Source organism: Cellulomonas sp. T2.31MG-18 (assembly GCF_964266755.1).
GTDB lineage: Bacteria > Actinomycetota > Actinomycetes > Actinomycetales > Cellulomonadaceae > Cellulomonas.
The window spans coordinates 124,834-148,854 of record NZ_CAXWGW010000005.1; the positions used below are offsets into that span (position 1 = coordinate 124,834).

Genomic DNA, 24,021 nt, shown 5'->3' on the forward strand with positions numbered 1-24,021 from the left:
GGGTATGTGAGGAGACAGCTCGTGAAGATCGTCGTCGTCGGTGGAGTGGCAGCGGGAGCGTCGGTCGCGGCACGTGCGCGACGGCTCGACGAGTTCGCCGAGATCGTGGTGCTCGAGCGCGGTCACCACGTCTCCTTCGCCAACTGCGGGCTGCCGTACCACATCGGCCAGGTGATCGCCGACCGCAGCCGGCTGCTGCTGCAGACCCCCGCCAGCCTGCGCGAGTCGCTGGACATCGACGTGCGGGTCGGGTCGGAGGTCGTCTCGATCGACCGCTCCGCCCGCAGCGTCACCGTCCGCGAGCTCGACTCCGGTCGCGAGTACACCGAGAGCTACGACGCCCTCGCGCTGTGCCCCGGTGCGAACCCGGTGCGTCCGCCGCTGCCCGGCATCGACCACGAGGCCGTGCACGTCTTGCGCCGGCTCGGCGACATGGACCAGATCAAGGCGCGCCTCGACGCCCTGGTCACCGCTGCTGCGAAGGGTGAGCGCGGTCCGGCTCGCACCGTGGTGATCGGCGCCGGCTACATCGGCCTGGAGATGGCCGAGAACTTCCAGCACCGCGGCGCCCAGGTGCACGTCGTCGAGCTGGCGGACCAGATCCTGCCGCCGCTGGACCACGAGATGTCGGTGCCCGTCGAGCAGCACCTGCGCTCGCGCGGCGTCCAGCTGCACCTGTCGACCGGGGCCGCCGCGTTCACGCCCCGGCCCGACGGTGCGGTCAACGTCGAGCTGACCAGCGGTGAGCTGCTGCCGGCCGACCTGGTGATCCTGGCGGCGGGCGTACGGCCCGCCACGGGTCTGGCCGTCGAGGCGGGGCTGGCGCTCGGCCCGCACGGTGGGATCGCCGTCGACGAGCACATGCGGACGTCGGATCCGGCCATCTGGGCCGCGGGCGACGCCGTCGAGACGCCGCACACCGTGCTTCCCGGCACCGCGCTGGCCCCGCTGGCCGGTCCGGCCAACCGGCAGGCGCGGGTGGCAGCCGAGAACATCTGCGGACGGGACACCGTCTACCGGTCGACGCAGGGCACCTCGGTGGTCAAGGTGTTCGACATGGTGGCCGGCGGGACCGGCGCCACCGAGCGGCAGCTCGTCGCCGCCCAGGTGCCCTACCGGGCGGTGCACGTGCACCCGTCGGGCCACGCCGGGTACTACCCCGGCACCGCGATGATGAGCCTGAAGCTGCTGTTCTCCCCCGGCACGGGACGGATCCTCGGCGCCCAGGCCGCCGGGTTCGACGGTGTGGACAAGCGGCTGGACGTGCTGGCCGCCGCGCTGCGCGCCGAGCAGACGGTGTACGACCTCGAGGAGCTCGAGCTCGCGTACGCCCCGCCGTTCGGGTCCGCCAAGGACCCGGTCAACATGGCGGGCTTCGTCGCGTCGAACGTGCTGCGCGGCGACATCGCGCTCTGGTACGCCCAGGACTGGGAGACGGCGACGCCGGGCGCCCGGCTGGTCGACGTGCGCACCCCCGAGGAGTACGAGATCTGGCACCTGCCCGGTGCGGAGAACGTCCCGCTGGCCGTGCTGCGCGAGCGGTGCGTCGACTGGGACCGTTCGGTGCCGGTGCGGCTGTACTGCGCCGTCGGCTTCCGCAGCTACCTGGCGCACCGCGCCCTGGTGCAGCGCGGGTTCGCCGACGTGTCCGTCCTGTCCGGCGGCACCGCGACGTTCCGCGCGTGGCGCGAGCTGATGCCCGAGTCCGACGAGCCGCCGGCGCCGGTCATCGCGTACGCCGAGCCGCCGGAGCTGGCCGCGCAGGTCCGTCGGCAGGCGGCGCAGCCGGTGGTCAGCGGTGTCAGCGTCGACCTCGACTGCTCCGGCCTGGCCTGCCCCGGCCCGATCATGAAGCTCGCCGAGACGATGCGCGGGCTCGGCACCGGCGACGAGGTGGTGGTCACCGTCTCCGACCCCGGCTTCGCCAACGACGGCCCCGCCTGGGCGCGCCGCAACGGGCACGAGCTGGTCGAGCTGACCCCGTCGGGCCCGGGCTACGTCGGACGCTTCCGCAAGGGCGGCACGTCGGCCCCCGCCCCGGCGGCCGCGCTGAGCGCCCTGGCCGGCGTCGCGGCCCCGGCGGCGAAGAACTCCTTCGTCGTGTTCTCCGGCGACCTGGACAAGGTGCTCGCCGCGTTCATCATCGCCAACGGCGCGCTCGCGATGGGCGAGGAGGTGTCGATGTTCTTCACCTTCTGGGGACTGAGCTCGCTGCGCCGCACCGACGCTCCGGCCCGCGACCGCAGCGCGATGGACCGGATGTTCGGGGCGATGATGCCGCAGGGTGCGGACAAGCTCGCACTGTCCCAGATGCACCTGGCGGGCGCCGGCACGGCGATGATCAAGAAGGTGATGAAGGACAAGGCGGTGCCGTCGCTCCCGGAGCTGATCGCCTCCGCGCAGGCGGGTGGTGCGCGGCTGATCGCCTGCACGATGACCATGGACCTGCTCGGCATCGCGCACGAGGACCTGATCGACGGCGTCGAGCTCGGCGGGGTCGCCACCTTCCTCGGCGAGGCGCACGACTCCGGCACGACGCTGTTCATCTGACCGCGTCGGTCGGTCCGGCACCGGATCACCCGCACATTCATCCGGTCGCCCATCGCCACGGGTGCCCGGGCGGGCCGATGCTCGGGGCCATGGACACCCTCAGCCCCGACGGCATGGCATCGGCGATCGAACGCGCTCGCTACTCGGGTCTGCGCAAGGAGCCCTGGGAGGACCTGCGCGACACCGAGCGCGACACCCGGGTGGAGGTGATGCGCACCGCACTCGAGGAGTCCGGGGTGGTCGCGGCCGTCGCGGCCGTGGTGGCACGGGGCGCTCAGGCGGACGGGCTCGCGGAGCAGGTCGCGGCCCGCGACGCCGAGCTGCGCGCGCGCCAGGCGGAGCACGACGCGGACCTGGTGCGGCTGACCGGCCGGATCTCCGAGCTGGAGGACGAGCTGGCCGATGCGCGGGCGGCCCACGCCGCCGAGCTGGCCGACGCGACCGCCGAGTACGAGTCCGAGCTCGCCGAGGCGCGCTCGGGTGAGCAGCGGGCGGTGCACCGTGCGCAGCAGGCCGAACGCGCTCTGGACGCGGTGCGGAACGCCCTCGCCGGAGTCGCGGTCGCGGAGCCGCTGCCGGTCGCCCACGAGCCAGCGGCCGACGACGAGCGGACGGTCGCCGGTGCCGTGCCGGCCGCTGTGACGGCCGGGACAGCGGCGGAGTCGGCGGCACAGCGGGGGCTGTTCGGACGCAGGGCGCGCTGGGCGCACTGAGTGCCGGCGGGCGCCCGCGCAGCCGTCGCCGACGGGACGCCGCAAGGAATGTCAGTGACGGGTGAGAGGTTGCTCACACAGACTGGACGGCGGCCGCCGCGCGCGGTCCCGCGCGGCTAGCCGTACGTCGCCGTCCCGACCGACCTCGCCCTGCCTTGCTTCGGGGCCCGACCTCGCCTGGAGAGTCCCGTGACCGACCGGCCCAGCCCCGAGCTGCTCGAACCCGGCTCGCCCCTCACCGAGGGGCCGCTCCCGGCAGCCACCCCGGAACGGATGGCGCCGCGCGACCGTCTCGCCGTCGTGCTGCTCCTCGTCTCCACGTTCGTGGTGATCCTCAACGAGACGATCATGGGCGTCGCGCTGCCCCGCCTGATGACCGACCTGTCGGTCACGCCCGCGACCGCGCAGTGGTTGAGCACCGCGTTCATGCTCACCATGGCCGTGGTGATCCCCGTGACGGGCTTCGTCCTGCAGCGGATCACGACGCGGGCCGCCTTCCTGACTGCGATGGGCCTGTTCAGCCTGGGTACGGCGGTCTGCACGCTCGCCCCCGGCTTCCCCGTGCTGCTGGCCGGCCGGGTGGTCCAGGCGACCGGCACCGCCGTGATGCTGCCGCTGCTGATGACCACGGTGATGACCGTGACGCCGCCCGCATCGCGTGGCCGCACGATGGGCAACATCTCGGTGGTGATCTCCGTCGCCCCGGCGATCGGGCCGACCATCTCGGGTCTGATCCTGTCCGTGCTGCAGTGGCGCTGGATGTTCGGGCTGGTGCTGCCGATCGCGCTGGGTGCCCTGGCGCTCGGCGCGGCACGGGTGCCCAACATCGGCGAGACCCGCTCGGCACGGGTGGACGTCGGCTCGGTGGTGCTGTCGGCGTTCGCGTTCGGCGGGATCGTGTACGGGCTGTCGACGCTCGGCAGCGCGAGCGGCGACGTGCCGGTGACGGCCTGGGTGAGCCTGGTGGTGGGGCTGACGGCGCTGTCGCTGTTCGTCGCCCGGCAGCTGTGGCTGCAGCGGGCGGACGACGCGCTGCTGGACCTGCGGGTGTTCGGCTCCCGCACCTTCACGGTGAGCGTCGCGCTGATGGCCGTGGTGATGATGGCGATGTTCGGGACCATCATCATGGTGCCGATCTACGCGCAGCAGGTGCTGCACCTGACCACCCTGTCGACCGGTCTGCTGCTGCTTCCCGGCGGGCTGCTGATGGGCCTGCTCGCCCCCGCGGTCGGCCGCGCCTACGACCGGTTCGGGCCCAGGCCGCTGCTGGTGCCCGGCGCGGTGCTGCTGAGCGCGGCGCTGTGGGGCATGACGACGCTCGACCAGCGCAGCTCCCCCGGGCTGCTGCTCGCGGCCCACGTGACGCTGTCGGCCGGGCTGGCCGCGATGTTCACGCCGCTGTTCACGTCCGCCCTGGGCTCGCTTCCGGGACACCGGTACTCGCACGGCAGCGCGATGGTGGGCACCGTGCAGCAGGTGGCAGGTGCCGCCGGCACCGCGCTGTTCGTCACGGTGCTCACCGCACAGGCTGGTCGGCTGGCCGAGCACGGCGCCGACGGCGCGGCGGCGACCGCGGGCGCCGTGCAGGCCGCCTTCCTGGTCGGGGCCCTGGTGTCGCTCCTGGCCATCCCTGCGGCCTGGCTGGTGCGCCGACCGTCCGACGACCCCTCCCCGGCCGCGCCGGAGGGTGTCCCGAGCCCCGCGGTCGCCGCCGAGGAGAGCTGACCGGTCCGCCTCGGACGCCGGTCAGCCGGGCCCCGGCGCTGTCCCGTCCGCCCGGAGGCCGGCGGCCCGTCGTGTCCGCGCGTTGGCGTGCACCGACCACCGCGGCACGGTGACCGCCAGCACCGCGGCCGCCACTCCCCCGACGCCGGCCACGGCCAGCACGCCGGCCGCCAGGCTGCCGAGCGCGGCGCCGGCGGACACGACCAGCGGTCCGGCCGCGAGCCCGGCGTCCTGGAACAGCCGCCACACGCCGAGGAACTGCGAGCGGACGGCCGCGGGCGCCACGTCGGCGCCCAACGTCATCAGCAGCCCGGAGCCCACCCCGTTGGCCAGCCCCATCACCATCGCGACGACCGACAGGGTGCCGACGGACCGCGACAGGGGCAGCGCCGCGATCGACAGGCCCAGCAGGACCATCGACGGCACGGCGACCCACAGCCGCCCCCGACGGTCCATCACCTTCCCCGCCGGGTAGAACACCAGCATGTCGAGCGCGCCCGAGACGCCGTAGACCAGGCTGGTCGTGGCCGGTGCCAGCCCGAGGTGCTCGCCCCACAGCGGCAGCACCACCTGTCGCGCTCCTCGGGTCGCGCCGACGAGCAGCACGGCGACGCCGAGGGTGGCGAACACGCTCCCGTTCTCCCGCAGCACACGCACCAGCGGCACGCGGGGCGCCTCCCGCCGGGCGGCGGTCGCCTCGGCAGCCACGTCCGGGACGGCGGCGACGATGACGAAGGTGACCACCGTGACGCCCACCGCGAGCCAGTAGGCACCGGGCGTCCCGGCCAGGTGCACCACACCGGCACCGAGGAACGGCCCGAGGAACACCCCCATCCGGCCGACCCCACCCAGCGTGGACAGCGCCCGGGCCCGGTACAGCGGTGGCGTGATCTCGGTCAGGTACGCCTGCCTGGCCAGGAGGAACACGGCATTGGCACCGCCGGTGACCAGCACCGCCACGCCGAGCACCAGCAGGCTGTGCGCGGTCGCGCACCCCACCAGCGCCACGATGGCGAGCACGGCGGCGACCAGCATGGCCCGCCGGTCACCCCATCGGGCCGCCAGGGCACCGGCCGGCACGTCCGCGAGGATCTGTCCGATGCCCAGGAACGCCGCCAGCAGGCCGGCCACCGCGAGCGAGGCGCCCAGCTGCGAGGCCGACACCGCCACCATCGGCGTCACCGCGCCGATGCCCACCTCGAACGCGAGCGCCGGGCCGAACACCCCGGCGACGGCCGACCGAGAGAGGAAGCCACCCATCGCCTTCTGCTGAGCGCGGGCGGGGCTGGACATCGGCCTCATTCTCCTCCCGGCCCGAGGTCACGGCTCGCACGGCCGACGGCACGGCTCAGGCGCCAGCGCGGTCCGGACCGTCCGACGGGGCCGACGGCAGCAGCACCACCGCAGCCAGACCGCCCAGCGGGCTGCCGGCGAGCGTCACGTCGCCGCCCTGCTCACGAGCGAGCTCCCGCGCGATCGCCAGGCCAAGCCCCGCACCGCCCGCCTCCCGCTCGCGCGCCTCGTCGAGCCGGACGAACCGCTCGAACACCCGCTCCCGGTCCGCCACCGGCACGCCCCGGCCGTCGTCCTCCACCACCACCCGGCAGGCGTCGGCCCGCTGGTCGACCACCACCCGCACCCGGCTGGCCGCGTGACGGGTGGCGTTGTCCACCAGGTTGCGCAGCACGCGGGTGACCCGTTCCCCGTCCGCGACGGTGTGCCCGCTGCCGATCACCTCGACCGGCACCCGGGCCGGGGTCGCGGCGAGACCGTCCGCCACCGCCCGCAGGTCCACCCGGGCCGGATGAGCGGGGCGCGCGCCCACCCGCGCGAGCAGCAGCAGGTCGTCCACCAGGGACTGCATCCGCAGCGCCTCCGGCTCCAGCTCGGCGGCGAGCTCCGCCACCGTCCACGTGCCGGGGTGCGACCGCGCGACGTCGACCGTCGCCCGCAGCGCCGCGAGGGGCGACCGCAGCTCGTGCGCGGCGTCGGCGACGAACGTCCGCTGCCGCGACGCCGCCCGGTCCAACCGCTCGAGCATCTCGTTCAGGGTGCGCGCCAGCGCCGCGAGCTCGTCGTCCGCCGCGGGGACGGGCAGCCCGCCACCGCCACCCGCCGCGGCGACCTGCGCCGCTCCCCGGCGCAGCTGCTCGACCGGGTGCAACGCCCGACCGACGGCGAACCACAGCGCCAGCGCCACCAGCACGGTCAGCAACGGGACGACGATCAGCAGCGCCACGCGCAGGGCGCCGAGCAGCCCCTGCACCTCGCCGAGCGGCAGGCTGACCACCACCGTCGCCGGTGACCCCCGGTACGTGACGGCGTGCAGCGCCACGCGGCCCGGTCTGCTGTACGCGTCGTCGGCGGTGCTCAGCACCAGCACACCGGTGCCGGCACCGGAGCGGAGGGCCGACAGCGGCCCGGCGGGCAGCACCGGGAGCGTCCGGCTGGCGTTCGGGGAGGACGCGAGCACGCCGCCCTGCCCGTCCAGCAGCTGGGCGACCTCGCCCGCCTCGACGGTCGGCAGCGTGGCGGGCACCGTGTCGCTCTCCACGAGCCCGGTCACCACGCCGACCCGGTCCCGGAGCAGCCCGTCCAACGCCGCCAGCCGGCTGCGCGACAGCACCGCCGTCAGCGCGAAGGCGCCGGCGACCAGCGCCACCGCGACGGCCGCCGCCGTCAGCACGGTCAGCCGCAGCCGCAGCGACAAGCCGCGCCAGCGCGGTCCGCCGCCGCGCCGCTCGGTGGTCATCCCGCCATCCGGTACCCGGCACCGCGGACCGTGAGCACCGCGTCGCGGCCGAGCTTGCGGCGCAGGTAGCCGACGTACACCTCCACCACGTTCAGGTCCTCGCCGGGCGCGTCCCACACGTGGTCGCGCAGCTCGACCTTGCCGACCACCCGGTCGGCGTGCCGCATCAGGTACTCGAGCAGCGCGAGCTCGCGCACCGTGAGCGCCACGGTCTCACCGCCACGGGTCAGCGAGCGGGTGGCCGGGTCGAGCTCGAGGTCGCCGACACGCAGGACCGCCGGCCGCTCGGCGACGGGCCGGCGCAGCAGCGCGCGGATCCGGGCGACCAGCACGACGAACGAGAACGGCTTGGTCAGGTAGTCGTCCGCACCGACGTCGAGGCCGTCGGCCACGTCGTGCTCCCCGTCCTTGGCCGACAGCAGCAGCACCGGCGTCCACACGTCCCGCGCCCGCAGCTCGCGCACCACGTCGTAGCCGTGCCGGCGCGGCAGCATGATGTCCAGCACGATGGCGTCGTAGTCGCGGTCGGTCGCCAGCTCCAGGCCGTGCTCACCGTCGTAGGCGACGTCGACCGCGAACCCCTCCGCCGTCAGCCCCCGCTGCAGCGCACGGACCAGGCCACGCTCGTCGTCCACCACCAGCACGCGCACGCGGTCAGCATCCCATCGCCGTCCGACGGTGCGCCGCGACAGCGCGGACGCCGCGCCCGACGGCTCTCAGCAGCCCCTCAGAGGCGGGGGTGCACCCTGGTGCCATGACGAGCGATGTGACGACCGTCCCCTCGGACGCTCCGCACCCCCCACGCCGCGGCCTGTCCGCACGAGCGCGGTGGGCGGTGCCCGTCGCGGTCGGTGCTGTGGTGGTGGCAGGGTTCGCTGCGGCACCGCTGCTGGCGGACGCCGGTTCGGCGGGGCTCCCCGACATCACGGCCCAGCAGCTGGTGACCAAGGTGCTCGAGGCCAGGCCGGTGCCGATGTCCGGCACGGTGGTCTACACGGCGCGGCTCGGCCTCCCGGACATCTCCTCGCTCGGTGCCGTCAGCGGCACGGTCAGCCCGGCCGACCCGATCAACCTCCTGTCCGGCAGCTCGACGCTGCGGATGTGGACGGACGGCGCCGGCCGCTCGCGCGTGTCGCTGCTGGGTGCGACCTCGGAGTACTCGGTGGTGCACGACACGACGCAGGCGTGGACCTACTCCTCCAAGAAGGACGCCGTCACCCACTACACGCTCTCCGCCGCCGACGCCGCGAAGCTCAAGGCGGAGCAGCAGAAGCACGCGCAGACACCTGTCCCCGGCGCCTCCGAGCTGCCGACGCCGTCCCAGGCCGCCGACCAGGCACTGAGCCAGGCGCAGCAGTACTCGACGGTCACGCTGGACAGCCAGACGACCGTGGCCGGCCGCGGCGCCTACCAGCTGGTGGTGACGCCGAAGACGAGCGGCACGCTGGTCGCGCACATCGTCGTGACGGTCGACGCGGCCACCTACACGCCGCTGCGCGTGCAGGTGTGGAGCACCGACGACGCGAAGGCGCCCGCGCTCGAGGTCGGCTTCACCGACGTGTCGTTCGCGAAGCCGTCCGACGCGGTGCTGTCGTTCTCGGCCCCGCCCGGCGCCAAGGTGACCGAGAAGACCATCGCGCTGCCGCAGCACACGGACGCCACCAAGCCGACGCCGTCGCCTACCGCGGGAGCCCTGCCGCAGAACGTGACCGTCACCGGGACCGGCTGGGCCAGCGTGGTCGAGGTGCGCGGCGTGAACGTCTCGGCGCTGCTGTCCGGGAACGCCGCGGCAGCTGCGGCAGCCGCCCGCGAGCTGCCGCACCCGCCGACCGCCCAGGGTCAGGACGTGGTCAGCCAGTTCATGGGCGGCGACGGCACCGACCCGTCGACGTCCGGGTCGGGCCTGAGCGCCAGCACGCTGTACGACGGTCTGACCAAGGCGGTCCCCGGCGGCCGGCTGCTCTCCTCCGCGCTGGTGTCGGTGCTGGTCCTGGACGACGGCCGGGTGCTGGCCGGTGCCGTGCCCGGTGCCACGCTGCAGCAGCTCGCCGGATGACCGGGCTGCCGACAGGGGTCAGGGGCTCCGCTCCCGGCACCCCACCTGAGGGTTCCTCGGTACCCGGCGCTGCGGCGCCGGGTACCGGCACGTCCGCGGCGAGCACCGCCGCCACCGCGGTCCGGGCTACCGCCGGCTCGACCGCCGGCGGAGCGCCCGCGATCCGCACCAGCGGGCTGACCAAGCGCTTCCGGTCCGGCCAGGTGGCCGTCGACCACCTGGACCTGGAGGTGCCCGGCGGTGCGGTGTTCGGCTTCCTCGGCCCCAACGGCTCCGGCAAGACGACGACGATCCGCATGCTGCTGGGCCTGGTGCGCCCGACGAGCGGCCAGGCCTGGCTGCTCGGCGAGCCGATGCCGGACGCGGCTGCCGTGGTGCTGCCCCGCGTCGGCGCACTCGTCGAGGGTCCTGCCTTCCAGCCGTACCTGTCCGGGCGGGCGAACCTGCAGCGGCTCGAGGCGGTCGACGCGACGGCGGACCCCCGCACCGCCGCCGACCGGATCGACGCGGCGCTGGACCGGGTCGGCCTGACCGCGGCCGGTTCCAAGAAGTACCGCCAGTACTCCCTCGGCATGAAGCAGCGGCTCGGCCTCGCCGCGGCGATGCTGCGGCCGCGCGAGCTGCTGCTGCTCGACGAGCCGACCAACGGTCTCGACCCGCAGGGCACCCGCGAGGTGCGGCACCTGATCCGGGAGCTGTCCGCGGCCGGCACCACGGTGCTGGTCAGCTCGCACCTGCTCGCCGAGATCGAGCAGGTGTGCACCCACGTCGGCATCATGAGCCGCGGCCGGCTGGTGCTGTCCGGCGCCCGCTCGGAGCTGACGGACTCGCGGACCACCCGGGCGACCGTGACGACCACCGCCGCTGACGCACCGGCCGCCGCCCGGGTGCTCGCCGGCCTCGGCCTCTCGGACGTGTCCGTGGCCGGCGACCGCGTGGACGGTCTGCTGGGCGAGGTCCCGGCCGACCGGGTCTCCGCCGCGCTGGTCGGTGCCGACGTCCCCCTGCTGGGGCTGGACGTGCGCAGACCGAGCCTGGAGCAGGTGTTCGTCGAGCTGACCGGGGAGGGTTTCGATGTCGCACGCTGAGCCCGTGGTGGTCGCGCCCGGCCCGGCACCCGACGGTGCGCCCCTCGACCCACCGTCGCCGCAGCGAGGCGCCACCGGCCGGCTGGTCCGCAGCGAGCTGCGGCTGGTGTTCGGCCGTCGCCGCAACCAGGTGCTGCTGGCCGGACTGGCGATGGTGCCGCTGCTGATCGGCCTGATGATCTGGCTGACGCAGGACACCTCGACCAGCGGCGAGGGCCCCGGGTTCATCGGCCGGGTGGCCCAGAACGGCCTGTTCCTCGTGGTCGCCGCTCTGTTCCTCTGCCTGCCCTTCCTGCTGCCGCTGACCGTCGGCATCGCCTCGGGCGACTCGCTCGCCGGTGAGGCCAACGCCGGCACGCTGCGCTACCTGCTCGTTGTGCCGGTCGCACGAGCCCGGCTGCTGGCCGTCAAGGCGCTCGGCGCCCTGGCGTTCGTGGCCGCGGCGGTGCTGGCGATCGCCGTCGTGGGACTGATCGTCGGCGCCGCGCTGTTCGGGGTGCACGACATCGCGCTGATCTCCGGCGGTTCCGTGCCCATCGGCAACTCGGTGCTCCGGGTGGCGGGCATCGTGCTCTACGTCGGGGTGTCCATGACGGGGCTGGTCGCCGTCGGACTGTTCTTCTCCACGCTGACCGAGGTGCCGATCGGCGCGATGGCGGCCACCGTGGTGACCGCGGTGGTCAGCGCCGTGCTGGACACGCTGCCGGCCCTCGCGCGCATCCACCCGTACCTGCTGACCCACCACTGGCTCGACTTCGCCGAGTTCCTGCGGATCGCGCCGGACTCCCACGTGCTCTGGACCGGCGTCGGCGTGCAGGCCGCCTGGGTGGCGGTGTTCGGCGCGCTCGCGTGGAGCCGCTTCACCACGGCCGACGTCTCGTCCTGACCCCACTGACAGGCCGCGCCGGTCGAGGCGGCCGACCCGGCGACCGCGTCAGTCGAACAGCGTCGGACCGTCCCCGAGCGCGACGGCCAGCCGGCCGTGCATCTCCGGGTCCAGCGCCGGCAGCGCGCCGAGCTCGAACCAGGCCGCCTCGGTGTTCTCGCCGTCGGCCGGGTAGGGGTCGCCGCTGACGTGCCGGAACCGGAAGGTCAGGTCGAGGTACTGGGACCGGTCGCCGTTGGCGTAGGTCATGGGCGGCAGCGCCCGCACCCGGGCGAGCCGCTCCGGGACGGCCACCACGCCGGCCTCCTCGAGCACCTCCCGGGCGGCAGCCGCGGCCGGCTGCTCGCCGGGGTCGATGATGCCGGTCACGGGCGTCCAGCGGCCGTCGTCGGAGCGCCGCACCAGCAGCACGCGGTCCCCGGAGGCGTCGAGCACCACGGCGGTCACCCCCGAGAGCCACAGCAGGTCGTGGTCCACCTTGGCGCGCAGGGCGAGGACGAAGTCGGGGGTGGCCACGGGTCCGCATGCTACGTCGGGCGCCACGGCGCAGCGGCTGGGGCTCGACGACGAGTGGTCGCTACGGCTCGACGACGAAGCGCGTCGACCCCGTCGGTGTGGCCTCCTCGACCTCCACCCCGCTGACCGCGGCGTGCCGCGGGCCGCTGGCCAGCTCGTCGACCATCGTCTGCACCGGCTCGGGCTCCCCCTCCACCAGCGCCTCCACGGCCCCGTCGGGGCGGTTGCGCACCCAGCCCGTCACCCCGAGCCGGTCCGCCTCGCGTGCCGCCCACCAGCGGAAACCCACGCCCTGGACCTGTCCGTGCACCACGACGTGCTGTGCGATCACGTCTCCATAGTGGTCCAGACGGCGCCGCTCGGCCGCCCGGACGACGGGTCGGCGCCGTCCCGTCTTGCATGGCGGGCAGCCGCCGTGCAGGACGGGACAACCGCGACGCGGGCCGCAACGGCGCCTCCTGCGCCCGGCACCGGGGAAGATGGCCCGGTGAGCACCGACACCCTGGCCCGCACGGACGGTGGCCGCCGCGTGCGGTGCGCCCTGTTCGTGGACTTCGACAACGTCTACATCGGGCTGCGCCGCCTCGACCCCGCCGCAGCCGAGGCCTTCGCCACCGACCCTGGCCACTGGCTGGCCGAGCTGGAGACCGGCAGCGACTCGCAGGGCGAGTTCAGCCGGCGGTTCCTGATCCGCGCCTGCTACCTGAACCCGTCGGTGTTCTCCGTCTACCGGCCCAACTTCACGCGCGCCGGCTTCCAGGTGGTCGACTGCCCGTCGCTGACCCAGCAGGGCAAGTCGAGCGCAGACATCAACCTGGTGCTGGACGCGGTGGACGCCCTCGCGGCGCCGACCCGGTACGAGGAGTTCGTCATCGTCTCGGCCGATGCGGACTTCACACCGCTGGCCCTGCGGTGCCGTGCGGCCGACCGCATGGTCACCATCATCACCGCGAGCCCCGCCGCCAGCGCCTACCGAGCCGTCGCCGACAACGTGATCACGGCCGACGCCCTGGCCGAGCTGGTCACCACCACCACGTCCCTCTCGGACGAGCCCCTCACGGCCACCACGCCGGAGCCCGTCGCGCCGGAGCCCGCCGCAGCCGGGCAGCGCCCGGGTGCCGAGGAGAAGGCCACGGGGCGGGGCGCGGCATCCGGTCGCACGACGACCGGCTCCCCCAGCACCAGCACGCCGGCCGCCGCCTCTGCGTCGGCTGCCCCGGCGCCGGCCACGCAGGCGCACCCGTCGCCGGCCGCCCGCCGTGCCGTGCTGCACCGGGTCCGCAGCGCCGACCGTCCGGTGCCGCTGGGCGCCGTGGCGCAGGCGGCGCAGCAGGCCGACCCGGGGCTGCCGGGCTCCGGCTGGGGCGGCGCCGGCAGCTTCGCGGCGTGGCTGGGCCGCGTGCTGCCGGAGCTCGGCATGACCAGCCGGCCGCCGGGGTACGTCTGGGACCCGCAGCGGTTCGACGAGGCGGACCTGCCGGGCGTGGTCGCCGACACCGACCCCAGCGCCCTGACCCGCCAGGTGATCGCCGTGACGGACACACCGGGCCTGCCCGCCTCGGGCTACCGGAAGCTGCTGGAGGGCCTCGCGACGGACATCGCGGCCCACCCGTTCGAGCGCGCCGAGACATCCCGACGCGTCCGGGACGCCTGCCAGAAGGCGGGGGCCCAGGTGGGCCGCGCGACGGTGAACACCGTCATCTCGGGCATCCTCTACACCGGCCTCGAGCTGACGACCGCCCACCCGGCCGAGAAGCTGGCGCAGGCGTGGGCGGACAACGTCATCGGCCTGTGCCGGGGCGCCCGGATGGACCTGAGCAAGGGTGACGTCGCCGCGATCCGCGCCTGGGTGGGCGGGGGGCTGCTCGAGGGCTGAAGATCGAGGCGGCCGGTGCGATGAGCCCGACACCGCCGGCCGGTCTGTTGATGAGGGGACGTCCGCGCCGGTCGTGGTGCGGCACCGTCCCGCCGTCCCAGCTCCGGAGGTCACCATGCTCGGTCAGTCACCCGCGTTCAGCGGCTTCTCCGTCGACGACGTCGACAAGGCGGCGGACTTCTACCGCGACGTGCTCGGCCTGACGGTCAGTGTGGACAACGGCATGCTGACGCTCCGGCTCGGGACGGGCGCCAGCGTCCTGGTCTACCCGAAGGGCGCCGACCACACCCCGGCGTCGTTCACGGTGCTGAACTTCCCGGTGCGCGACATCGACAGCACCGTCGCGACGCTGACGGAGCGCGGCGTGGTGTTCGAGCGCTACCCGTCGATGGCGGAGGCGACCGACGAGGCCGGGGTGGTCCGGGGCGCGGGCGGGCCGGCGATCGCGTGGTTCACCGACCCCGCCGGCAACGTGCTGTCCGTCCTCGAGGACCCGTCGGTCCCTGCCTGAGCCCTGCCCGAGCCCTGCCTGAGCCCTGCCTGAGCCCCTGTCTCAGCTCCCTGGCTCTCCCCGCGTCGCCGCCGGCCCGGCCGGAGCCGGCGCGCGCCGGCACGGTCAGCCGCGGGAGCGGTCCACCAGCCCACGCAGGTAGGCGGCCTGCCCGGCGTGCTCGGTGGCGTCCACCACGATGCTGACCAGCCGCACCCCGAGCGTGACGGGCGGCTGCCAGCGCCGGTCCACCACCCGGTCCAGCTCGGCGTGGTTCAGGCCGCCGACGTAGTCGGCCGCGAACGCCGCGACGGCGTCGACGTAGCCGAGCAGGTCCTCGGCCGGGGCCACCACCTGGGCGACCTGTGCCGAGGTGTGCCCGTAGCCGGTGTCGCCCGCGTCGAGCGGCAGGCCGAACGTCTGGGCCCACCCCTCGGACGTCCACACCTGCTCGAGGCCGGCGACGTCCGCCAGCTGGGCGTCCTGCACGCGCGCCGCATGCCACACCAACCAGGCGATCGAGTTCGCCTCGGCGTCCGGACGGAACGCGAGGCCCTCGGCGTCCAGTCCTCCGGCCGCGCGGTGCAGCACCTCGGGGATCCTGCTGAACAGCTCCGTGAGCAGTGTCGACACGTCCATGACCCACCTCCTGCCGGGGACGTTACGCCGCACCTGTGACAACCGCCCCGTGGCCGGGGCCCGCGACCACCACCCCTGACCAGCACCCCCTGACGACCGCCCTGACGACCATCCCTGACCAGCAACTCGGGAGACGGCTCACACCGCGGCGAGGAACCCGTCGACCAGCTGCGCCAAGGTGGCCGGCCGCTGCTGCGGCACCGCGTGGCCCGCACCGGCCACCACGGCGAGCCGCCCGGCCGGCAGCGAACGGGCGATCAACCGGCTGTGCGCCGGCAGCACCACGTCGCGCTCCCCCACGACCACCAGCACCGGCAGCTCCACGCCGGCCAGCTGCGCGGGCGTCAGGTGCGGGTCCTCGATCATGAGGTCCAGCAGCTCGATGCGCCGCGCCGCGCCCGACCAGAGACGTCCCGACCTCACGAGAGCGCGGCGCGTGGCCACCATCGCGCGCAGCACGCCCGGACGCAGGCCCGACGGGTGGAGGTTCGCCCCGCACACCACCAGGCGGCGCAGCCGGACCGGGTGGCGCACCGCGAGCTCCAGTGCCACGTTGCCGCCGTCGGAGTACCCGAGCACGTCGGCTCCGTCGACGTCGAGCTCCTCGAGCACGGTGGCGACGTCGTCCGCCATCGAGGCGATCGTCAGCGGTCCCTCGCCGCGCGGCGACCTGCCGTGGCCGCGCGAGTCGATGCCGACCAGCCTGCGTCCGGGCGCCAGCAGCGGCACCATCCGGTCGAACACGTGGTGGTCCTCACCGTTGCCGTGCAGCAGCACCAGCGGCCGGCCGGTCCCTCTGCTGACCACCCAGAGGCCCGCCACCAGCTGGCCTGCTTCCGTCCCCGCTGTGCGCACACCCCCGTCCTACCGTGCGCGGTGCGCTCGCGTCACGGCGGGCGGCGCGCGCGGCCCCGACCGCGTGGCGACGGGTGCGCGTCGACGCGGCGAGGCGGTGCCGTGTCGGCCGGGCCGCGTACGGTGCGCCTCGTGGTCGATCACGCGGATCCCGACGTTCGTCGGGCGCGGCTGCACGCCGTCGCCATGGGGCTGGAGTGGGCCGAGCTCACGCATCCGTTCGACGCCACCACCGCGGTGTACAAGGTCGCCGGCCGGATGTTCGCCCTGGTCGGGGCGTCGGCGCCCTACCGGCTCAACGTCAAGGTGGACCCGGAGGACGGCGCCGCGCTGCGCCGCGAGTTCCCCACGCTGCTGCCCGGCTGGCACATGGACCACCGGCACTGGCTGACGGCACGGCTGGACGACGACGAGGTGCCGGACCAGCTGCTCGAGGAGCTCCTGGTGGACTCGTACCGGACGGTGCACGCCAACCTGTCCCGCCGGACCCGGGGCCTGCTCGCGGCGGGTCTCTGGCGGCCGGAGCCGGCGAGGGTCCGACGGCCGCGCGAGCCCCGGCAGCCCGGCGGCACCACGCGCCGCTGACCTAGCTCCCCGCCCCGGTGGTCCGGTCAGCCCTCGCGCCCGAGCAGCACCAGCACCTCGGCGTGCGTGGTCTGGGGGAACATGTCCAGCAGCCGCGCACGGCGGGGCCGCCACGACGGCATCGCGGCCAGGTCCCGCGCCAGGGAGTCCGGGTTGCAGCTGGAGTAGAGCACCGACCGGGCGGACGAAGACTCGAGCCAGCCGGCCAGCTCCGCACCCAGCCCCCGTCGAGGCGGGTTCACCACCACCAGGTCGGGCGCCCGTGCCGCGGTCCGGGCGAACGACGTGGCGTCGCCGGCGAGGAAGCGCACGCCGTCGAGACCCAGCTCCGCAGCACTCGCCTCGGCGCTGGCCACCGCCTCGGCGCTGACCTCCACGCCGGTCACCTCGCGTCCCGGTGCCGCGGCGTGCAGGGCGAACCCGCCGACACCGCAGTACAGGTCCCACACGGTGGCCGGGGCCACCTCGTCGATCCACCCGGCAGCCTGCCGGTAGAGCGCGGCCGCCACGACGGTGTTCGTCTGGAAGAAGCTGCGCGGCCGCAGGTGCAGGTCCACCTCGTTGACCCGCATGCGCAGCGTCTGCCGCTCGGTGAGCGGGAACTCCCGCTCACCCTCGAGCACCGCGGCGTGGGCGGGCTGCACGTTGACGGAGGCCACCCCGAGCGCGGGCAGCGTCTGCTGCAGCGCCGGCAGGTGCTTGCGGATCCGGGCCAGCGCCTCGGTGGACCGCAGCACCAGCCGCAGCATCAGCTCACCGTCGGGTGACGCCGTCAGCAGCACGTGCTTCAGCTCGCCGACGCGCGACGGCACGTCGTACGGCACCAGGCGGGCAGCCGCGATCCACCGGGCCAACGGCTCCAGCACGTCGCTGATCGCCGGCTCGTACAGCCCGCACTCACGCAGGTCGACGCCGCGACCCGCACCGTCGAGGATCCCGAGGGTCGGGGCGTCGACGGTGCCGCCCACCACGAGCTTCGCCTTGTTGCGGAACCGCTCCTGCGGCCCCGTCACCGGCGGCAGCCACACCAGCCCGTCAGGGTCGCCGAGCGCCCGGACGCACGCGTCCTGCTTGGCCCGCACCTGCTCGTCGTACGGCTGCTCCAGCAGGGTGCAGGACCTGCAGACCCCCGCCTCGAAGTAGCCGCACCGCACGAGCGGACCGGTCAGCGGGCCAGATCGGCCGCGAACGCCTCGGGGACGGCCGCGCGGACCTTGGCCGGGGTGTCCTCCCAGCCCGTCACCGCGATGCAGGGCACGCCCGTGGCGATCACCGGGTAGTCGTTGCCGCCCTCGTCGAGACGGTCACCGAAGAACACCGCCTGGTCGGGGCGCAGACCGAGGCGGTCGAGCAGCCGGTTGACGCCGTAGGCCTTGTCGATGCCCTTGCGGGTGATGTCCACCGAGGTGGACCCACCGGAGCGCACCTCGAGGTCCGGAAGCTTCTCCGCCACGTAGGCCCGCAAGGACTCCTTCTTGCGCCCGTCCGGGTCCCACGCCGCCTTGGCGTCAACCGGAGCCGCCTGGCCGAGCGCCGAGAACGTCACCTGGCTGCCGCGCAGCTCGATGCGGTCGCCCCAGGTGCTCTCCTCCCACAGGCCGAGCGCCTTGGCGCCCTCCCCGAGGGCTGCCGTCGCGCGGTCCGCCTCGTCCGCGGTCAGCGGCTCGGAGTACACCTCGGTCCAGTCGCCGCCCTGGTGCACCAGGTAGCGGGTGCCGCAGGTCGGCAGCACGTGGATCTGGCCGAGCGCCGCGTCGTCGTGGATGGACGAGAGCAGCTGGGCGTCGAACTGCTCGAACCGACCGCCGGAGATCACACCGACCTGCACCACCTTGGTGAGGGCGACGATCATGTCGATCACCTCGTCGCCGACCTTGCTCTTGGAGGGCGCGAGCGTGTCGTCCAGGTCGAACAGGGCCAGTGCTGCAGTCACGGGGACGTCCTTCGGTGCGGCGTACGGATGGCGGCCGACGAGCCGGTGGAGGCCCGCCGGGAGGGCGTCACCGGCGGGCCGCGCGAGGGGGCCGGCGCCGGGAACGACCCACCACGGTACCGTGCCGCGCCGCGCGGACGGGATCCGTGCACCTCGGCGGCACCTCGGCGGCACCTCCGCGGCAGGTGGGTCGCGGGTCGGCGGCGGGTGGGCGGCCGGTGGCGCGCACGACGGCCCGACATACGCTCGCGCGGTGACCGAGTCGCGGTGGGACGTCCTGGACTGGCGCCGTCAGGTGGCCGAGCTGTACCGCGCGGTGCGCGCGGAGCAGGACGTCGCCGAGGCGCACCGCCGCTGGGTCGCCGGCCGGGAGCGGCTGCTCCGCACGCACCCCGCGTCGCCCGTGCCGGTCGGCGAACGGGCCGGCTACGACGGTCCTGGGGTGGCCCCGTACGACGAGGCGTTCCGCTTCGTCGTCCCCGTGGACCGGTCCGTACCGCCGCAGCGTCGCGAAGTACGCACCGGGACCGACGGCGTGGTGCCGCTCGAGCGGGTGGGACGGGTGGAGCTGCCGGGTCTGGGCGGCCTGGACGTGTGGTGGGTGGCCGTGTACGGCGGCGGCGTCTTCGTCCCCTTGAAGGACGCGACCAGCGGCCGGCAGACGTACGGCGGTGGGCGCTACGTGCTCGACACCGTCAAGGGTGCCGACCTCGGCGGCACGCCGGACGCGCTGGTCGTCGACCTCAACTTCGCCTACCCGCCGTCGTGCGCGTACGACGAGGCGTGGGCCTGCCCGCTGCCGGGACCGGGCAACACGCTGACCGGAAGGGTCCCCGTGGGCGAGCTCTCCCCCGCCTGACCGCCCGGCAGGCCGCCGGCACACGACCGTCAGGTGCTGGACCGCACCACCAGCGAGGTCGGCAGCGTGATCGCCGCCGGTGTCTCACCGTCCACCACCTCGAGCAGCAGGCGCACCATCTCCTGGCTGATCCGCGCGAACGGCTGCCGCATCGTCGTCAGCGGCGGGTCGAGCGTCTCGGCCAGGCCGGAGTCGTCGAACCCGCCCACCGCCACGTCGTCCGGCACCGAGCGCCCCGCCTCGCGCAGCGCCTGCATCGCGCCGGCGGCCATCAGGTCCGAGCCGACGAACACGGCGTCGAGGTCCGGCCGCCGCTCGAGCAGCGCGCGCATCGCCGCGACGCCGCTCTCGCGCGTGTAGTCGCCGTTCTCCACCAGCGTCTCGTCGTAGTCGTCGCCCAGCTCGGCGCGGTACCCGTCGAGCCGCATCCGACCGCCGGGAGTGTCCAGCGGGCCGGTGATCATCGCGATCGTCCGGCGGCCCCGCTCGCGCAGGTGCCGCGTCATCAGCCGCCCACCGCCCAGGTCGTCGGCCGCCACGTACCCCACCGCACCCTCGTGCCCCAGCGGGACGCCGCACGCGATGGTCGGCACCCGCTGCGCCACCAGCGCGTCGACCACCGGGTTGCCGGCGTGGGTGGAGATCAGCAGCACCCCGTCGACGTGCCCGGCGCCGACGTAGCGCAGCACCTGCTGCTGCTCGTCCCGCGTGCCGGCCACCATCAGCAGCAGCGGCATGCCCTTGGCCGCGAGCGCCTGCGCGGCACCCCGCAGCAGGATCGAGAAGTTGGGGTCCTCGAACAGCAGGTGCTGCGGCTCGGTCAGCAGGAACGCGACCGAGTTGGCCCGGCCGGTCACCAGGCTGCGCGCGTACTGGTTGGCCTGGAAGCCGGTCTCCTTGATGGCCCGCTCGACGGCTGCCGCCGCCTCCGGTGACACCCAGTGGCCTCCGTTGAGCACCCGCGAGACCGTGCCGCGGGACACGCCGGCCGCGGCCGCGACGTCCACGATCGTCGGCCGCCTGCGTGCGCCCCCTGTCGACTCCATCGGTCCGAACTCTAGGGGTCGTCTGCGGCCCATCAGGCCTTCACCGCACCGGCCGCCAGGTCCACCTGCCAGTACCGCTGCAGGGTGAGGAACAGGGCGCCGAGCGGCAGGATCGACAGCAGCGCGCCGGTGATCACCGACGTGTACATCGCCGGCTGGGACGCCCCCTGGTTCAGCAGCCCGGACAGCCCCACCGTGATGGGGAACAGCCGGTCGTTGCCCAGCATGATGTAGGGCAGCATGAAGTTGTTCCAGATGGCGACGAACTGGAACAGGAACACCGTGACCAGGCCGGGCATCATCATCGGCACCGAGATCGAGCCGAACACCCGCCACTCCCGGGCGCCGTCGGTGCGCGCCGCCTCGATCACGTCGTCGGGCACCGACGCCGCCGCGTAGATGCGGGCCAGGTAGATGCCGTAGGGGCTGATCATGCTGGGCAGCAGCACCGACCAGTAGGTGTTGGTCAGCCCCACCTTGGCCAGCAGCAGGTACTGCGGGATCGCCAGCACCACGCCCGGCACCAGCACGCCGGCCAGGATGACGTTGAACACCGCCTTCTTGCCGGGGAACACGAACTTGGCCAACCCGTACCCCGCCATCGCGGAGACGAGCGTCGACGCCAGCGCGCCGACGCCGGCGTACAGGGCGGTGTTGGCCATCCACCGCCAGTACAGCCCGCCGCGGTACGCCGACAGCTCGCGGATGTTGTCCCACAGGTGCGTGGACGGCACGAAGGTCAGCGTGGAGAACAGCTCGTTGGCGCTCTTGGTGGAGGCCGTCAGCACCCACACCACCGGCATCAGGCAGTAGAGGGCGCCGATCAGCAGCACCACGGTGCCGATGCGGTTGGGTCGCTGCGCCGACGAGCTGACGCTTCGGCTCGGGGCTGCGGGGCGGGCGGAGGCGACCTGCGGGCCGCTGACGACGGTGGCCATGTCAGCTGTTCTCCTGGCTGAAGGCGCGGCGCTGCACCAGGCGCAGGAAGCCGAACGAGAGGACGAAGGTGGCCAGCGCGATCACCACGGACGTGGCGGCGGCCGAGTAGATGTCGTTGCGCGTGAAGGCGTCCCGGTACACCTTCATCAGCGGGCTCCACGTGGAGGAGATCGTGTTGGTCAGGGGCCGCAGCGTCATCGGCTCCGCGAACACCTGCAGCGTCGCGATCATCGAGAACAGGAAGGTGAGGATCAGCGACGGCGCGACGACGGGCACCTTGATCCGCCACGCGATCGCCGCCTCGGAGGCGCCGTCAAGCCGGGCCGCCTCGTACAGCTCGCTGGGGATCGCCTTGAGCGCGGTGTAGATGACGATCATGTTGAAGCCGACGCCGCCCCACAGGCCGATGTTGGCGATCGCGAACGTGACCCACTGCTGCGACAGCACGTCGGGCTGCGGCCAACCGAGCCGGCCGGCGACGTACAGGAACGGGCTGACGCGCGGCAGGTAGAGGAACCCCCACAGCAGCGAGGCGATCACGGCGGGGACGGCGTACGGCAGGAAGATCGACACCCGCGAGAAGCCGCGAGCCCGTGCGCCGCGCGCGTCCAGCAGCAGGGCGAACAGCAGCGCGAGCCCGAGCATCGTGGGCACGAGCACCAGGCCGTAGACCGCGACCCGGCCGACAGAGCCCAGGAAGTCAGGGTCGCCGACCAGCGCGTGCCGGTAGTTGCTCAGCCCCGCCCAGACCTCGGTCCGCGCCCCCCTGCCCAGGCCCAGACCCTTCACCTTGACGGTGCGGAAGCTGAGGTAGAGCGCGTACACGATCGGCAGCGCCAGGAACAGGGTGAACAGCACCGCGGCCGGGGCGAGGTAGCCGTAGGCCCTCAGCCCGGTGTGGCGGCGCACCCCACGGTTGGGCGTGGCGACGGTGGCACGGTTCACGGGTCACTCCAGTGGGACGACGAGCCGGACGACGACGGGCGGACGACGACGGGTCCGCGAAGGACCGGACGCCAGTGGCCGCCCGGCGCAGGTGCCGGGCGGCCACGGGGCCGGGTCACTGCTTGACGGTGAAGCCGCCGTTCTTCAGGTCGGCGACGGTCGCGTCCTGCATCGTCTTGACCGCGGCGACGAACGCCGCGGACGACTTCGCCTGCGTCGCCTTGCCGAAGGCGTCGTTGTAGGAGGAGAACGCCACGTTGACGTTCGGCCCGTACGTGAACGGCTTCACCGACTTCGCGATGTCAGCGGCGGTGGAGTAGAAGTCCGTCTGCTGCGGGAAGAAGGCCGGCGGTGCCGACAGCGCCTCCGACTGGCCCGGCAGGTCGGCCGGGTAGAGCCCGCCGGACTTGGCGAGGATGTCGACGCCCTCCTGGCTGGAGTTCATCCACGCGATGAACTTGGCGGCCTCCGCCTTGTGCTTGGACTGCGACGTGACCGACGAGGCGGAACCGCCCCAGTTGCCCGTGGCGTTGTCACCCGCGTTCCACTGCGGCAGCGGCGCCATGGCCCACTTGCCCTTGGTGTCGGCCGCGTTGCCCTGCAGCACCCCCGGCGCCCAGATCGCCGACACCCAGCCGGCCTGCGTGCCGTCGTTCAGCGCCGCGTTCCACTCCGGCGTGTACATCGGCTTGTTGTCGATGACGCCCTGCTCCACCAGGTCGCCCCAGTACTTGGCGACCTTCTGCGTGGCCGCGGAGTCGATGTTCACCGACCAGGCGGTGCCGTCCACGCCCCACCACGAGGCGCCGGCCTGCTGCGCGAGGCCGGTGAACCAGCCGGCGTCCGTCGCGGAGAACGTGCCGAGGTACTTGGTCGGGTCGGCGGCGTGCAGCTTGGCCGCGACCTGCGCGTACTCGTCCCACGTCTTGGGGACGGTGAGGCCGTACTGCTGGAAGATGTCCGTGCGGTAGTAGAACTCCATCGGGCCGGAGTCCTGCGGCACGCCGTACACCTGGTCGCCACCGAGGGTGACCGCCTGCCACGTGCCGTCGGAGTAGTGGCTCTTGAGGTCCTTCGGCAGGTCGCCGGAGATGTCCGCGAGCGCGTCCGACGAGACCAGCGTCGGGATCTTCTGGTACTCGGTCTGCATCACGTCCGGCGCGCCCGAGCCCGCCTTGATCGCGGTGAGCAGCTTGGTGACGGCCGGGTCGCCGCCGTCCTGCTTGTTCACCGTCACCTGGATGTTCGGGTTCTCCGCGTTCCACTTGGCGACGATGGCGTCCATCCCCGGTGCCCACGTCCAGAACGTCAGGTCGACCTTGCCTCCGGCGGCCGTGGACCCGCCCGACGAGCCCGCGGTGGAGCCGCCGGCCGAGCCGCCGCCGCTGGAGCAGGCGGTGACCAGCAGGGCGGACGCGGCCAGGACCGCGCCGATCCGGATGCCTGAGTGCAGGCGCATGTGACCTCCTCGTCAAAGCCGTCGCGGCAGCGCGACGGATGCGCCGGTGCGGCGCGGGTGCCTGTGCACGCTCACAGTAATGGCAGTGCCGCGATCCTTGTCAACCGCT

23 protein-coding genes are annotated in these 24,021 nt (G+C 73.9%); 10 read left to right on the forward strand and 13 right to left on the reverse strand.

Translation table 11 applies throughout. The features are described from left to right. The first annotated feature begins 21 nt into the window (after positions 1-21). The 3 genes from ACFQTY_RS16625 (at position 22) to ACFQTY_RS16635 (ending at position 4,988) form a co-directional block, all read left to right on the forward strand. The gene (locus ACFQTY_RS16625; protein ID WP_378102733.1) at positions 22-2,550 is read left to right on the forward strand and encodes an FAD-dependent oxidoreductase; all 2,529 of its coding nucleotides are present in this window, start codon (positions 22-24) and stop codon (positions 2,548-2,550) included. 89 nt (positions 2,551-2,639) lie between these two features. After that, positions 2,640-3,263 (forward strand): hypothetical protein, encoded by a 624-nt coding sequence (locus ACFQTY_RS16630; RefSeq protein ID WP_378102735.1) that lies wholly within the window; start codon positions 2,640-2,642, stop codon positions 3,261-3,263. Between the two features lie 273 nt (positions 3,264-3,536). Further along, positions 3,537-4,988: a DHA2 family efflux MFS transporter permease subunit gene (locus tag ACFQTY_RS16635; RefSeq protein ID WP_378103080.1), complete on the forward strand. Its 1,452-nt coding sequence runs from the start codon at positions 3,537-3,539 to the stop codon at positions 4,986-4,988. A 21-nt stretch (positions 4,989-5,009) separates the two neighbouring features. Here the strand turns inward: ACFQTY_RS16635 and ACFQTY_RS16640 are convergent, their stop codons facing one another. The 3 genes from ACFQTY_RS16640 to ACFQTY_RS16650 are packed head-to-tail and all read right to left on the reverse strand — an operon-like array spanning position 5,010 to position 8,390. Beyond that, positions 5,010-6,281: an MFS transporter gene (locus tag ACFQTY_RS16640; RefSeq protein WP_378102737.1), complete on the reverse strand. Its 1,272-nt coding sequence runs from the start codon at positions 6,279-6,281 to the stop codon at positions 5,010-5,012. Positions 6,282-6,336: 55 nt separating this feature from the next. After that, positions 6,337-7,740, reverse strand: a complete 1,404-nt coding sequence (locus ACFQTY_RS16645; protein ID WP_378102739.1) for a sensor histidine kinase — start codon at positions 7,738-7,740, stop codon at positions 6,337-6,339. After that, entirely contained in the window at positions 7,737-8,390 is a 654-nt protein-coding gene (locus ACFQTY_RS16650) for a response regulator transcription factor (protein ID WP_291761814.1), read from the reverse strand. The genes ACFQTY_RS16645 and ACFQTY_RS16650 overlap by 4 nt, the downstream gene beginning before the upstream one ends. A 104-nt stretch (positions 8,391-8,494) precedes the next feature. Between ACFQTY_RS16650 and ACFQTY_RS16655 the strand changes: the two genes are divergently transcribed. Genes ACFQTY_RS16655 through ACFQTY_RS16665 form a run of 3 tightly spaced genes read left to right on the forward strand, consistent with a single transcriptional unit; the run spans position 8,495 to position 11,770 of the window. Beyond that, the gene (locus tag ACFQTY_RS16655) at positions 8,495-9,796 is read left to right on the forward strand and encodes an outer membrane lipoprotein carrier protein LolA (protein ID WP_378102741.1); all 1,302 of its coding nucleotides are present in this window, start codon (positions 8,495-8,497) and stop codon (positions 9,794-9,796) included. Beyond that, complete coding sequence (locus ACFQTY_RS16660) at positions 9,793-10,884, forward strand: ABC transporter ATP-binding protein (protein ID WP_378102744.1); 1,092 nt, start codon at positions 9,793-9,795, stop codon at positions 10,882-10,884. Before ACFQTY_RS16655 ends, ACFQTY_RS16660 begins: the two co-directional genes overlap by 4 nt. After that, the gene (locus ACFQTY_RS16665; protein ID WP_378102747.1) at positions 10,871-11,770 is read left to right on the forward strand and encodes an ABC transporter permease; all 900 of its coding nucleotides are present in this window, start codon (positions 10,871-10,873) and stop codon (positions 11,768-11,770) included. Before ACFQTY_RS16660 ends, ACFQTY_RS16665 begins: the two co-directional genes overlap by 14 nt. A 48-nt stretch (positions 11,771-11,818) precedes the next feature. On the opposite strand, the gene ACFQTY_RS16670 is transcribed toward ACFQTY_RS16665, so the two are convergent. Both ACFQTY_RS16670 and ACFQTY_RS16675 read right to left on the reverse strand, forming a co-directional pair. After that, positions 11,819-12,286, reverse strand: coding sequence for an NUDIX domain-containing protein (locus ACFQTY_RS16670; RefSeq protein WP_378102750.1), 468 nt, complete (start codon positions 12,284-12,286; stop codon positions 11,819-11,821). A gap of 61 nt (positions 12,287-12,347) precedes the next feature. Then, positions 12,348-12,617, reverse strand: a complete 270-nt coding sequence (locus ACFQTY_RS16675; RefSeq protein WP_337975105.1) for an acylphosphatase — start codon at positions 12,615-12,617, stop codon at positions 12,348-12,350. Between the two features lie 156 nt (positions 12,618-12,773). Between ACFQTY_RS16675 and ACFQTY_RS16680 the strand changes: the two genes are divergently transcribed. Both ACFQTY_RS16680 and ACFQTY_RS16685 read left to right on the forward strand, forming a co-directional pair. After that, positions 12,774-14,162: an NYN domain-containing protein gene (locus ACFQTY_RS16680; RefSeq protein WP_378102754.1), complete on the forward strand. Its 1,389-nt coding sequence runs from the start codon at positions 12,774-12,776 to the stop codon at positions 14,160-14,162. Positions 14,163-14,277: 115 nt separating this feature from the next. After that, the gene (locus tag ACFQTY_RS16685; RefSeq protein WP_378102756.1) at positions 14,278-14,673 is read left to right on the forward strand and encodes a VOC family protein; all 396 of its coding nucleotides are present in this window, start codon (positions 14,278-14,280) and stop codon (positions 14,671-14,673) included. A 105-nt stretch (positions 14,674-14,778) separates the two neighbouring features. On the opposite strand, the gene ACFQTY_RS16690 is transcribed toward ACFQTY_RS16685, so the two are convergent. Both ACFQTY_RS16690 and ACFQTY_RS16695 read right to left on the reverse strand, forming a co-directional pair. Continuing rightward, positions 14,779-15,291 carry a DUF664 domain-containing protein gene (locus tag ACFQTY_RS16690; RefSeq protein ID WP_378102758.1) on the reverse strand — a complete coding sequence of 171 codons (513 nt, stop codon included), beginning with the start codon at positions 15,289-15,291 and terminating at the stop codon, positions 14,779-14,781. A gap of 138 nt (positions 15,292-15,429) precedes the next feature. Next, positions 15,430-16,113, reverse strand: coding sequence for an alpha/beta fold hydrolase (locus tag ACFQTY_RS16695; RefSeq protein ID WP_378102760.1), 684 nt, complete (start codon positions 16,111-16,113; stop codon positions 15,430-15,432). 165 nt (positions 16,114-16,278) lie between these two features. On the opposite strand from ACFQTY_RS16695, the gene ACFQTY_RS16700 reads away from it, so the two are divergent. Beyond that, positions 16,279-16,731 carry an MmcQ/YjbR family DNA-binding protein gene (locus ACFQTY_RS16700; protein ID WP_378102764.1) on the forward strand — a complete coding sequence of 151 codons (453 nt, stop codon included), beginning with the start codon at positions 16,279-16,281 and terminating at the stop codon, positions 16,729-16,731. 26 nt (positions 16,732-16,757) lie between these two features. On the opposite strand, the gene rlmC is transcribed toward ACFQTY_RS16700, so the two are convergent. After that, the gene (gene rlmC / locus ACFQTY_RS16705) at positions 16,758-17,885 is read right to left on the reverse strand and encodes a 23S rRNA (uracil(747)-C(5))-methyltransferase RlmC (protein ID WP_378102766.1); all 1,128 of its coding nucleotides are present in this window, start codon (positions 17,883-17,885) and stop codon (positions 16,758-16,760) included. 11 nt (positions 17,886-17,896) lie between these two features. Beyond that, positions 17,897-18,664: an HAD-IIB family hydrolase gene (locus ACFQTY_RS16710; protein ID WP_378102769.1), complete on the reverse strand. Its 768-nt coding sequence runs from the start codon at positions 18,662-18,664 to the stop codon at positions 17,897-17,899. A gap of 253 nt (positions 18,665-18,917) precedes the next feature. On the opposite strand from ACFQTY_RS16710, the gene ACFQTY_RS16715 reads away from it, so the two are divergent. Continuing rightward, entirely contained in the window at positions 18,918-19,523 is a 606-nt protein-coding gene (locus ACFQTY_RS16715; RefSeq protein WP_378102772.1) for a DUF1684 domain-containing protein, read from the forward strand. A gap of 29 nt (positions 19,524-19,552) precedes the next feature. Here ACFQTY_RS16715 and ACFQTY_RS16720 read toward each other — a convergent pair whose 3' ends face one another. From ACFQTY_RS16720 to ACFQTY_RS16735, 4 genes are all read right to left on the reverse strand, one after another. Next, complete coding sequence (locus ACFQTY_RS16720; RefSeq protein ID WP_378102775.1) at positions 19,553-20,569, reverse strand: LacI family DNA-binding transcriptional regulator; 1,017 nt, start codon at positions 20,567-20,569, stop codon at positions 19,553-19,555. A gap of 32 nt (positions 20,570-20,601) precedes the next feature. Next, on the reverse strand, positions 20,602-21,507 hold the full coding sequence (locus tag ACFQTY_RS16725) for a carbohydrate ABC transporter permease (RefSeq protein WP_378102777.1): 906 nt from the start codon (positions 21,505-21,507) through the stop codon (positions 20,602-20,604). Between the two features lies 1 nt (position 21,508). Next, positions 21,509-22,417 (reverse strand): carbohydrate ABC transporter permease, encoded by a 909-nt coding sequence (locus ACFQTY_RS16730; protein ID WP_378103082.1) that lies wholly within the window; start codon positions 22,415-22,417, stop codon positions 21,509-21,511. A 151-nt stretch (positions 22,418-22,568) separates the two neighbouring features. Continuing rightward, positions 22,569-23,912, reverse strand: a complete 1,344-nt coding sequence (locus ACFQTY_RS16735; protein ID WP_378102780.1) for an ABC transporter substrate-binding protein — start codon at positions 23,910-23,912, stop codon at positions 22,569-22,571. Between the last annotated feature and the right edge of the window lie 109 nt (positions 23,913-24,021).